Genomic DNA, 12,995 nt, shown 5'->3' on the forward strand with positions numbered 1-12,995 from the left:
CCTTTCGGGAGGAAGGAGAATCAATATGGCTGAACATTACTACTCTAAAAATCCAATAGTGAAAAGTGATCCGAAGGAATGGCAAGCAATATTGCGCAACACTCGGCTTCGATTCAAGACGGACGCGGGAGTCTTCAGCAAAAGGGAAGTGGATTTCGGTTCACGCCTGCTAGCGGAATCTTTCGTAATGCCAATCGTGGCAGGGGCTGTGTTGGATGTCGGCTGCGGATATGGACCTATCGGATTATCGATCGCCGCATCTTTTCCGGACCGGAACGTCCATATGGTCGATGTCAACGAAAGGGCGATGGCGCTTGCCAATGAAAATGCCAAACTGAACAACATAGGGAATGTGTCAATCTACTCGAGTGATGCATTATCGGCTGTAGAGGCAGAGGGTTTCGCTGCGATATTGACGAACCCGCCAATCCGGGCAGGAAAAGAGACGGTATTCAAAATTTACGACGGTGCTTTTTCTAAATTGGCTGTCGGAGGAGAATTGTGGGTCGTCATTCAGAAGAAGCAAGGGGCTCCCTCCACAATGGCGCATTTGACGCAAATCTTCGGAAACGTGGAAACTGTGGAAAAGAAAAAAGGATATTTCATACTTAAAGCCCAAAAAACATTGACCTGAGTGTTTTCTTGTGCTAGTATTGTAAAATGCATAAATAATATAATGCGGTCGTGTGCCCTTTTGCATAAGATTTGGAAATCTAAGGCATACTGGCAATGGATAAAAGATTGTTAAACCGAAAATGAGCTCTTGCCAGAACTCGTTTTCTTTTTGTTTTTTTCGATATCATACACTATTTTTATGATTTCGCAAAGGACTAATATTGTTTTGAGGGGTGAAAGAGTTGACAGGTCATTTAGTTCAGTATGGTCAACACCGTCAGCGCAGAAGTTTCGCGCGGATCAATGAAGTTCTCGAGCTGCCGAATTTGATTGAAATCCAGACGGCATCTTATGAGTGGTTCTTGGAAGAAGGATTACGGGAAATGTTCCGTGATATTTCTCCAATCCAGGATTTCACAGGTAATCTTTCGTTGGAATTCATTGATTATCAACTTGGTGAACCGAAATACCCTGTTGATGAATCTAAAGAGCGTGACGTTACGTATGCAGCACCGTTGCGCGTAAAAGTGCGTTTGCATAACAAGGAAACGGAAGAAGTGAAAGAACAGGACGTTTTCATGGGTGACTTCCCGCTTATGACTGAAAACGGAACGTTCATCATCAATGGTGCGGAAAGGGTCATCGTATCCCAGCTCGTAAGGTCCCCGAGTGTCTACTTCAATGATAAGACAGATAAGAACGGCAAGCGCGGCTTTGCTGCAACTGTCATTCCGAACCGAGGAGCATGGCTTGAATACGAGACAGACGCAAAAGACGTAGTGCATGTCCGGATTGACCGCACTCGTAAGTTGCCGATTACCGTCCTTCTTCGAGCACTCGGATTTTCGACTGATCAAGAAATCATTGAACTGATCGGAGACAATGAGTACTTGCGCAACACGCTTGAAAAGGATAATACGGAAACTTCGGAAAAAGCCTTGCTTGAAATCTACGAGCGCCTTCGTCCTGGTGAACCTCCGACGTTGGACAGCGCGAGAAGCTTGCTGTACCCCCGCTTCTTCGACCCGAAAAGGTATGACTTGGCGAATGTCGGCCGTTATAAAATGAACAAAAAACTTCATCTGCAAAACCGTCTGTTCAACCAAACTGTTGCAGAAACACTTGCAGACCCTGAGACCGGCGAAATTCTAGTTGAAAAAGATCAGCTGCTAGATCGCCGCACGCTGGATCGTTTGCTGCCTCATCTTGAAAAAGGTGTCGGCATCCAGGAAATAACACATGTCGGCGGTGTCTTGGAAGAAGATATCACAATCCAGACAATCAAGATCTATGCTCCGAAAAGTGAAGAGAAGCAAGAGATCAATGTCATCTCGAATGCAAGCATCGATGAGTCGGTGAAGCATGTGACGCCTGCGGACATTGTCGCTTCCATCAGCTATTTCTTCAACTTGCTCCATGGAGTTGGAAATACGGACGATATTGACCATCTTGGAAACCGTCGTCTGCGTTCGGTCGGCGAATTGCTTCAAAACCAATTCCGTATTGGACTATCTCGTATGGAACGCGTCGTAAAAGAACGTATGTCCATCAACGACACTCAATCGATTGTGCCTCAACAATTGATCAATATTAGACCGGTCATCGCTTCCATCAAAGAATTCTTTGGCAGCTCTCAGCTGTCTCAATTCATGGATCAGACGAATCCGCTTGCCGAATTGACGCATAAGCGACGTCTATCAGCGTTAGGACCAGGCGGATTGACAAGGGAGCGTGCGGGCATGGAAGTCCGTGACGTCCATTACTCCCACTACGGACGCATGTGTCCGATTGAAACGCCGGAAGGGCCGAACATCGGATTGATTAACTCCCTTTCAACGTTTGCGAGAGTAAATAAGTTTGGTTTCATTGAAACTCCTTATCGGAAGGTTGACCCTGAAACTGGACGCGTTACTCACCAAATTGACTATTTGACTGCGGATATTGAGGATAACTATGTCGTTGCGCAGGCGAATGCGCCGCTTAACGAAGATGGTTCCTACGTCAACGAAGAAGTGGTCGGACGTTTCCAAGGGGATAACACGGTATTCAAACGTGAGCAGATCGACTATATGGATGTATCTCCGAAGCAAGTCGTCTCTGCAGCGACAGCATGTATTCCGTTCCTTGAAAACGATGACTCCAACCGTGCCTTGATGGGCGCGAACATGCAACGGCAAGCTGTACCTTTGTTGAATCCGGAAGCACCGTTAGTCGGAACCGGTATGGAACACGTATCAGCACGTGACTCCGGAGCTGCGGTTATTGCAAAATACCACGGCATCGTCGAACACGTCGAGGCGAGTGAAATACGGATCCGCCGCATTGAAACTGTGGACGGCAAAGAAGTGAAGGGCGACTTGACGATTTATCGTCTCGATAATTTCATCCGCTCCAACCAAGGGACATGCTATAACCAGCGTCCGATCGTCAGCGTTGGAGATCGTGTACAACCGCGCGATATCCTTGCAGACGGACCTTCGATGGACAGCGGGGAGCTTGCTTTGGGCCGAAACGTTCTTACAGCCTTCATGACATGGGATGGTTACAACTATGAAGATGCGATCATCATGAGCGAACGTCTTGTGAAAGATGATGTCTTTACATCCATCCATATCGAAGAGTACGAATCGGAAGCACGGGATACGAAACTTGGACCTGAAGAGATTACAAGGGATATTCCGAACGTTGGGGAAGAAGCCCTTCGCAACTTGGATGACCGTGGTATTATCCGTATTGGTGCAGAAGTCCGCGACGGTGACATCCTCGTCGGAAAGGTGACGCCAAAAGGGGTAACTGAACTGACAGCTGAAGAAAGACTTCTTCATGCGATCTTCGGTGAAAAAGCACGAGAAGTACGTGATACTTCATTGCGTGTTCCACATGGAGCCGGCGGAATCGTCTTGGACGTGAAAGTGTTCAATCGTGAAGACGGAGACGAATTGCCGCCAGGCGTCAATCAGCTCGTCCGTGCATATATCGTCCAGAAGCGTAAGATCTCCGTAGGGGATAAGATGGCTGGACGCCACGGTAACAAAGGGGTTATTTCACGCATCTTGCCTGAATCGGATATGCCATACCTTCCGGACGGCACGCCAATTGACGTCATGTTGAACCCACTTGGCGTACCTTCCCGTATGAATATCGGTCAGGTATTGGAAATGCATCTTGGAATGGCTGCTCGGAACCTTGGTATTCATATGGCTTCGCCTGTATTTGACGGAGCGAATGAAGAAGATGTATGGAGCACCATGGAAGAAGCGGGTATGAACCGTGACGGAAAGACGATCCTTTACGATGGCCGTTCAGGCGAGCCATTTGACAGCCGTGTATCAGTCGGCGTCATGTATTTGATCAAACTCGCACATATGGTCGACGACAAGCTTCATGCTCGGTCGACTGGACCTTACTCGCTTGTTACGCAACAACCGCTCGGAGGGAAAGCCCAATTCGGCGGTCAGCGTTTCGGGGAGATGGAAGTATGGGCGCTTGAAGCTTATGGTGCCGCTTATACACTGCAAGAAATCCTTACTGTCAAGTCAGATGACGTTGTCGGCCGTGTGAAGACGTACGAAGCGATCGTCAAAGGGCAAAGCGTCCCTCAACCGGGCGTCCCTGAGTCGTTCAAAGTATTGATCAAAGAACTTCAGAGCCTTGGCTTGGATGTGAAGATGCTGACAGAGGAATTCGAAGAAATTGAAATGCGCGATCTCGATGATGACGATGATATGCAACCAACAGATGCATTGAATCTCATGGCTGAAGATCAAACGGTTTAATTGAAATATAGTCTGTGCAATTGGATAGGGGAGCTCGGAACGCTCCTCTATCTTACTGATAAAGATGTGAGTCCATCGCGGAGATAAGATAAGAGGGAGGTAGGCTCCTTGATAGATGTAAACAATTTTGAGTATATGAAAATCGGCCTTGCTTCACCGGATAAAATTCGTTCTTGGTCTTACGGTGAAGTGAAAAAACCCGAAACGATCAACTATCGTACGTTAAAGCCCGAAAAAGACGGTCTGTTCTGTGAAAGAATCTTCGGTCCTACGAAAGACTGGGAATGTCATTGTGGGAAATATAAGCGCGTCCGTTACAAAGGCGTTGTCTGTGATCGATGCGGCGTTGAAGTAACTCGTCAAAAAGTGCGCCGTGAACGTATGGGACATATTGAACTTGCAGCACCGGTAACGCATATTTGGTATTTCAAAGGAATCCCGAGCAGAATGGGCCTTATTCTTGATATGACACCACGTGCGTTGGAAGAAATCATTTATTTCGCATCTTACGTCGTTGTCGATCCTGCAGATACGCCACTTGAACGAAAACAATTGCTTTCCGAGAAGGAGTTTAGGCTCTACCGTGAAAAGTACGGCTCGAAATTCCAGGCTCTCATGGGTGCAGAGGCGATTGAGCAGCTTCTAATGGCAATTGATTTGGATAAAGAAACGGAAAGTCTGAAGGAAGAGTTGAAGACAGTTCAAGGTCAACGTCGTACACGTGCGATCAGACGCTTGGAAGTCGTCGAATCTTTCCGTAACTCTGGAAACCGTCCGGAATGGATGGTTCTCGAAGTGTTGCCGGTCATCCCTCCTGAATTGCGCCCGATGGTTCAATTGGACGGCGGTCGTTTTGCCACTTCCGATTTGAACGATCTTTACCGGAGAGTCATTAACCGGAATAACCGTTTGAAGCGTCTTCTTGACCTTGGCGCTCCTGGCATCATCGTGCAGAACGAAAAACGTATGCTCCAGGAAGCTGTCGATGCGCTCGTTGATAACGGACGACGCGGACGTCCGGTTACAGGACCAGGGAATCGTCCGTTGAAATCCCTCTCCCATATGTTGAAAGGGAAGCAAGGTCGCTTCCGTCAAAACCTCTTGGGTAAACGGGTCGATTATTCAGGCCGTTCGGTTATCGTTGTTGGGCCAAACCTGAAAATGTATCAATGTGGTCTTCCGAAAGAGATGGCCATTGAATTGTTCAAGCCTTTCGTTATGAAGGAATTGGTCGAACGCGGACTCGCCCATAACATCAAGAGCGCGAAACGCAAGATCGAACGACTGCATTCTGAAGTTTGGGATGTCCTTGAAGATGTCATTAAAGAGCATCCGGTCTTACTGAACCGTGCTCCGACCCTTCATAGACTCGGAATCCAGGCATTCGAACCGTTATTGGTCGAAGGCCGTGCAATCCAACTTCATCCACTCGTCTGTACGGCTTATAACGCCGACTTCGACGGAGACCAAATGGCAGTTCACGTTCCACTTTCGGCAGAAGCACAAGCCGAGGCGCGTCTGCTCATGCTTGCAGCGCAAAACATCCTGAACCCGAAAGACGGTAAACCGGTCGTAACGCCATCACAGGATATGGTGTTGGGCAACTACTACCTTACGTTGGAAAGGGCAGGGTCTATCGGCGAAGGGTCGATTTTCAGCAATATGAATGAGGCTTTGATTGCATATCAAACTGGCCATGTCCATTTGCATACGAGAATCGCCGTCCAAGCTGGTTCGTTGAACAACCCTACATTTACTGAAGAACAGAATCGCAAGCTTTTATTGACGACAATCGGGAAGCTCATTTTCAATGAAATCCTTCCTGAGACGTTCCCATACATCAATGAACCGACAGATCACAATCTACAGATTGAAACGCCGGATAAATATTTCATTGATGGAACAGTAAATATTAGAGAGCATATTCAAAACGCGGAGATTGTCCTTCCTTTCCGTAAAAAGATCCTTGGAAATATCATCGCGGAAATCTTCAAGAAGTTCCATATTACGGAAACTTCGAGAATGCTTGACCGGATGAAAAACCTAGGCTTTAAATATTCAACTCGCGCAGGCATCACGGTCGGTATCTCAGATATCGTCGTATTGCCGAACAAAGACGATATCTTGAAAGAAGCTCAAGATAAAGTGGATAAAGTGACGCAGCAATTCCGCCGTGGCCTAATTACGGAAGAAGAGCGTTATGATCGTGTCATTTCCTACTGGAGTAATGCCAAGGACGTCATCCAGGATAAACTGATGGACTCTCTTGAAAATACAAACCCTATTTACATGATGAGTGACTCAGGTGCCCGTGGTAACGCGTCCAACTTTACACAGCTCGCGGGAATGCGGGGACTGATGGCCAACCCGGCAGGACGGATCATCGAGTTGCCAATCAAGTCTTCGTTCCGTGAAGGATTGACAGTACTCGAGTACTTCATCTCTACTCACGGTGCCCGTAAAGGTCTTGCGGATACAGCGTTGAAAACTGCCGACTCCGGTTACTTGACACGTCGTCTCGTAGACGTTGCGCAAGATGTCATCGTACGCGAAGACGATTGTGGAACGGACAGAGGTCTGCAAATCAGCGCGCTTACTGAAGGAACAGAAGTCATCGAAACATTGGAAGAGCGTATTGAAGGCCGTCATACGAAGAAGACGATCCGTCACCCGGAAACGGGCGAAGTGATTGTTCCGAAAGATGGTCTTGTCACTGCCGATCTTGCAGCAGCAATCATCAATGCAGGCATCGAAACAGTTACAATCCGCTCTGCGTTCACTTGTAATACAAAACACGGTATTTGTAAAAAATGTTACGGCATCAACCTTGCAACAGGGGAAGCGGTTGAAGTTGGCGAAGCGGTCGGAATCATCGCTGCACAATCAATCGGTGAGCCTGGTACACAGCTTACGATGCGTACATTCCATACTGGTGGGGTTGCTGGGGATGACATCACATCCGGTCTACCTCGTATCCAGGAGATTTTCGAATCCCGGAATCCGAAAGGGCAAGCAGTCATCTCTGAGATTAAAGGTGAAGTCACAGAGATTGATGAAATCCGGGAAGGGCAGAAGGAAATTACAATTCAAGGGGAAGTTGAGACGCGCAAGTATCTTGCTCCATACAATGCCCGCTTGAAAGTGCAAGTCGGCGATTCAATCGATCGTGGGGACAGCATTACTGAAGGTTCCATCGATCCGAAAGAATTGATCATCGTCAAAGATGTAGCGACTGTACAAGAATACCTTCTAAAAGAAGTTCAGAAAGTATACCGTATGCAAGGTGTAGAAATCGGTGATAAGCACGTTGAAGTGATGGTCCGCCAGATGCTTCGTAAAGTGCGTGTCATCGAAGCGGGTGACACGGATCTACTTCCGGGATCGTTGCTCGACATCCACCAATTCTCCGAAGCGAACGCCAAAGTGCTGAAAAGCGGGAAAGTGCCGGCTACATCACGTCCGGTCATTCTCGGTATTACGAAAGCATCGCTTGAAACGGAATCCTTCTTGTCGGCAGCATCCTTCCAGGAGACGACTCGCGTCCTAACAGATGCAGCGATCAAAGGAAAAACGGATGAATTGCTCGGCCTTAAGGAGAACGTTATCATCGGTAAGCTTGTTCCAGCCGGAACGGGCATGCAGCGCTACCGCCAGATCCAGATGGAACAAGAAGAAAAGGCGGCAGCAGCGGTAATTGAGTAATTGATTAATGAAAGGGGAGAGAAATTTTCCTCTCCCCTTTTTTATTAATTGTTGACATGCATCTTCACAGATGGTAATATACAAAAGGTTGATAGTTGAATGTCTGTACTTTGGAGGATGCACGAATGTCTTATGAAAAAGTCGAGCAGGCAAAGAAGACAATCATCGGTACAAAGCAAACAGTGAAAGCGATAAAATCTGGCGTGGTGAAGGAAGTCGTCATTGCGGAAGATGTCGAAGGAAAGCTAGTCGAACCGGTTATCGGAGAAGCAGCCAAGAACGGCATCCGAGTAAGTTATGTCGAATCGAGGGAGAAACTCGGTCGGGCATGCGGCATTCAAGTCGGTGCGTCCGTCGTCGCCATTACTGTATGATAGTTTTTGTGTGATGAAACACACAAAGACTTTGTTTTTACCCCAAAAATGAACCACCTGGATGTGTGGTCTTACAAAAAGCACAATGAAAGGAGGAAATCCGATGCCTACAATTAACCAATTGGTCCGTAAACCTCGTAAATCGAAATCGGACAGTTCCAAGGCACCAGCACTCGGAAAAAGCTATAACAGCTTCAAAAAGTCGATGACAAATGTCAACTCGCCACAAAAAAGAGGTGTTTGTACTCGTGTGGGTACAATGACTCCGAAGAAACCAAACTCGGCTCTTCGTAAATATGCGCGTGTTCGTTTGACAAACACTTTGGAAGTGAACGCATATATCCCTGGTGAAGGTCACAACCTTCAAGAGCACAGCGTTGTTCTTATCCGCGGAGGACGTGTAAAAGACTTACCGGGTGTTCGTTACCACATCGTACGTGGAGCGCTTGATACTGCTGGAGTTACTGGCCGTATGCAAAGCCGTTCACAATACGGTGCGAAAAGACCTAAAGAAAAGAAAAACTAATTACGAAAACGAAATGATTATTTCGAAAGGAGGAAAACAATATGCCTCGTAAAGGTCCTGTTGCAAAACGCGACGTATTACCAGATCCGATTTACAATTCGAAGCTTGTCACTCGTCTAATCAATAAAATGATGGTAGACGGTAAAAAAGGTACATCACAAAAAATCCTCTATGGTGCGTTTGAACTTGTTCAAGAACGCTCAGGTAAAGACCCTATAGAAGTATTTGAAGCGGCATTGAATAATGTTATGCCAGTGCTTGAAGTACGTGCTCGCCGTGTCGGTGGTGCGAACTACCAAGTTCCGGTCGAAGTTCGTCCAGAGCGCCGTACAACTCTCGGATTGCGTTACCTTGTAAACTACTCCCGCTCACGTGGTGAGAAAACGATGGAAGAACGTCTTGCGAATGAAATCCTTGATGCTTCCAACAATACAGGTGCTTCCGTGAAACGCCGTGAAGAAATGCACAAGATGGCAGAAGCGAACAAAGCATTCGCTCACTATCGTTGGTAAGATCGGACGGTTTATCTATATTCGCGCTTATGCGTGATTGATTGACACCTTAATCCGAAACGGAAGGAGTTATACAAAATGGCTAGAGAGTTCTCCTTAGAGAATACTCGTAACATTGGTATCATGGCTCACATCGACGCTGGTAAGACGACGACGACTGAGCGGATCCTTTTTTACACAGGTAAGATCCATAAGATTGGTGAAACGCACGAAGGGGCTTCCCAAATGGACTGGATGGAGCAGGAGCAAGAGCGTGGAATCACGATCACTTCTGCTGCAACAACAGCTGCATGGAAAGGCCACCGTGTTAACATCATCGATACACCAGGACACGTAGACTTCACTGTTGAAGTTGAACGTTCACTTCGTGTATTGGATGGGGCTGTAACGGTACTTGACGCTCAATCAGGCGTTGAGCCGCAAACAGAAACTGTTTGGCGCCAAGCGACAAACTACAAAGTTCCACGTCTTGTTTTCGTTAACAAGATGGACAAAACGGGTGCGGACTTCCTTTACTCTGTAGGCACTCTTCATGATCGTCTACAAGCGAATGCGGTTCCTATCCAACTCCCGATTGGTGCTGAAGATAATTTCAGCGGCATCATCGACCTCGTCGAAATGAAAGCTACTATGTACGGTAACGACCTCGGAACGGATACGTCAGTTGAAGATATTCCGGAAGAATACCGTGAGCAAGCTGAAGAGTACCGTGAGAAATTGGTCGAAGCAATCGTTGACTTTGATGAAGATCTTATGGAAAAATACCTCGGCGGCGAAGAGCTGACAGTCGAGGAAATCAAAACTGCAATCCGTAAAGCGACACTTGCGGTAGAATTCTACCCTGTTGTTTGCGGTACGGCTTTCAAAAACAAAGGTGTTCAATTAGTCCTCGACGCAGTTGTCGACTACTTGCCATCACCAATCGACATTCCTCCAATGATGGGTGTCAACCCGGATACAGAAGAAGAAGAAGAGCGTCATTCCAGCGACGAAGAGCCGTTCTCCGCTCTAGCGTTCAAAGTTATGACAGACCCTTATGTTGGTAAGCTTACATTCTTCCGTGTGTATTCTGGTGTCCTTCAGTCGGGTTCATATGTTATGAACTCTACAAAAGGCAAGCGTGAGCGTGTAGGACGTATCCTGCAAATGCACGCAAACTCCCGTGAAGAAATCTCTGAAGTTCATTCAGGAGAAATTGCGGCAGCAGTCGGTTTGAAAGACACTGGAACAGGTGACACGCTTTGTGACGACAAAGCACCGATCATCCTTGAGTCCATGGAATTCCCAGAGCCGGTTATCTCTGTTGCAATCGAACCGAAGACTAAAGGTGACCAAGATAAGATGGGTAACGCCCTTGCGAAGCTGCAAGAGGAAGACCCGACTTTCCGTGCGCACACTGACCAAGAAACAGGCGAAGTCATCATCGCTGGTATGGGTGAACTTCACCTTGATATCATCGTTGACCGTCTACGTCGTGAGTTCAAGGTAGATGCAAACGTAGGTGCACCACAAGTTTCTTATCGTGAGACATTCCGCACTGCTGCGGAAGTTGAAGGTAAGTTCGTCCGCCAATCCGGTGGTCGTGGTCAATACGGTCACGTTTGGATCGAGTTCTCGCCAAACGAAGAAGGAAAAGGTTTCGAATTCATCAATGCTGTCGTCGGTGGTGTTGTTCCTCGTGAATACATCGGATCCGTCGAAGCGGGTGTTCGTGACTCCCTGAACAATGGTGTTCTTGCAGGTTATCCGTTGATCGACGTAAAAGCTCGTCTCTTCGATGGCTCTTACCATGACGTCGACTCCAACGAGATGGCGTTCAAGATCGCTGCTTCCATGGCACTTAAAAATGCAGCTGCAAAATGTAATCCAGTTCTTCTCGAGCCGATGATGAAAGTTGAAGTCATCATTCCTGAAGAATACATGGGCGACATCATGGGTGATATCACTTCACGCCGCGGTCGCGTGGAAGGTATGGACGCTCGCGGTAACGCACAAGTTGTCCGTGCAATGGTTCCACTTGCAGAGATGTTCGGTTACGCAACTTCACTTCGTTCGAATACACAAGGCCGTGGAGTATTCTCCATGTCATTCGATCACTATGAAGACGTTCCGAAATCAGTTGCAGAAGAAGTCATCAAGAAAAATAAAGGTGAATAATTAAACTTCATCCTTGTTTCTATTATTGATTACTTGTAAGATATGGATAGTTGGAGGGAATTGTTTCTCCAGCATCCATGCTTATACAAACTAAAATACATTCATATTTTTAAGGAGGAATTCCACAATGGGTAAAGAGAAATTCGATCGCTCCAAGGAGCATGCTAACGTTGGAACAATCGGTCACGTTGACCATGGTAAAACAACTTTGACTGCTGCAATCGCAACAGTTCTTTCGAAAAAAATGGGTGGAACAGCGAAATCTTACGCTGACGTAGATAACGCGCCAGAAGAAAAAGAGCGTGGAATCACAATCAATACATCACACATCGAGTATGAAACTGCAAAGCGTCACTACGCGCACGTTGACTGCCCAGGTCACGCTGACTACGTTAAGAACATGATCACAGGTGCTGCTCAAATGGACGGCGGAATCCTAGTTGTTTCTGCAGCTGACGGCCCAATGCCACAAACTCGTGAGCACATCCTTCTTTCACGTCAAGTAGGTGTTCCTTACCTAGTTGTATTCATGAACAAATGTGACATGGTTGACGACGAAGAGCTTCTTGAGCTAGTCGAAATGGAAATCCGTGACCTTCTTTCTGAGTATGAGTTCCCTGGCGACGACATTCCTGTCATCAAAGGTTCTGCTCTTAAAGCTCTAGAAGGTGAGCCTGAGTGGGAAGAGAAAATCGTTGAGCTTATGAACGCAGTTGACGAGTACATCCCAACACCACCACGTGATACTGAAAAACCATTCATGATGCCTGTTGAGGACGTATTCTCAATCACAGGACGCGGTACAGTTGCTACTGGACGTGTTGAGCGTGGAGTAGTTAAAATCGGTGACGTTGTAGACATCATCGGTTTGACTGAAGAGCCAAAATCAACTACTGTAACAGGTGTTGAAATGTTCCGTAAGCTTCTTGACTATGCAGAAGCTGGCGACAACATCGGTGCACTTCTTCGTGGTGTATCCCGTGAAGACATCGAGCGTGGACAAGTACTTGCTAAGCCAGGTACAATCACTCCACACACTAAATTTAAATCAGAAGTTTACGTTCTATCAAAAGAAGAGGGTGGACGTCATACTCCATTCTTCTCTAACTACCGCCCACAGTTCTACTTCCGTACAACTGACGTAACTGGTATCATCCAACTTCCAGAAGGCGTGGAAATGGTTATGCCTGGCGACAACGTTGAAATGACAGTTGAACTTATCGCTCCAATCGCGATTGAAGAAGGTACTAAATTCTCAATCCGTGAAGGTGGACGTACAGTAGGCGCTGGCGTTGTAGCAACAATCGAAAAGTAATAACTTTTAAAACCCCGC

At 47.0% G+C, this 12,995-nt stretch carries 8 protein-coding genes; all 8 read left to right on the forward strand.

Going from position 1 to position 12,995, the window contains the following annotated elements; genetic code table 11:
- Positions 1–25: 25 nt before the first annotated feature.
- Positions 26–634: a class I SAM-dependent methyltransferase gene (locus M3193_RS11675; protein WP_251627854.1), complete on the forward strand. Its 609-nt coding sequence runs from the start codon at positions 26–28 to the stop codon at positions 632–634.
- A gap of 214 nt (positions 635–848) precedes the next feature.
- On the forward strand, positions 849–4,391 hold the full coding sequence (rpoB, locus tag M3193_RS11680; RefSeq protein ID WP_251627856.1) for a DNA-directed RNA polymerase subunit beta: 3,543 nt from the start codon (positions 849–851) through the stop codon (positions 4,389–4,391).
- A 108-nt stretch (positions 4,392–4,499) separates the two neighbouring features.
- Entirely contained in the window at positions 4,500–8,093 is a 3,594-nt protein-coding gene (gene rpoC, locus M3193_RS11685) for a DNA-directed RNA polymerase subunit beta' (RefSeq protein ID WP_285851972.1), read from the forward strand.
- Between the two features lie 125 nt (positions 8,094–8,218).
- A complete protein-coding gene (locus tag M3193_RS11690; RefSeq protein WP_251627858.1) occupies positions 8,219–8,467 on the forward strand; it encodes a ribosomal L7Ae/L30e/S12e/Gadd45 family protein in 249 nt (82 codons plus the stop codon).
- A 103-nt stretch (positions 8,468–8,570) separates the two neighbouring features.
- Positions 8,571–8,993: a 30S ribosomal protein S12 gene (gene rpsL, locus M3193_RS11695; RefSeq protein ID WP_251627860.1), complete on the forward strand. Its 423-nt coding sequence runs from the start codon at positions 8,571–8,573 to the stop codon at positions 8,991–8,993.
- Between the two features lie 41 nt (positions 8,994–9,034).
- The gene (gene rpsG / locus M3193_RS11700; RefSeq protein ID WP_251627862.1) at positions 9,035–9,505 is read left to right on the forward strand and encodes a 30S ribosomal protein S7; all 471 of its coding nucleotides are present in this window, start codon (positions 9,035–9,037) and stop codon (positions 9,503–9,505) included.
- Between the two features lie 78 nt (positions 9,506–9,583).
- A complete protein-coding gene (gene fusA, locus M3193_RS11705; protein ID WP_251627870.1) occupies positions 9,584–11,662 on the forward strand; it encodes an elongation factor G in 2,079 nt (692 codons plus the stop codon).
- A 127-nt stretch (positions 11,663–11,789) separates the two neighbouring features.
- Positions 11,790–12,977 (forward strand): elongation factor Tu, encoded by a 1,188-nt coding sequence (gene tuf, locus M3193_RS11710; RefSeq protein WP_251627872.1) that lies wholly within the window; start codon positions 11,790–11,792, stop codon positions 12,975–12,977.
- Positions 12,978–12,995: the final 18 nt, after the last annotated feature.

Source organism: Sporosarcina luteola (assembly GCF_023715585.1).
Lineage (GTDB): Bacteria > Bacillota > Bacilli > Bacillales_A > Planococcaceae > Sporosarcina > Sporosarcina luteola_D.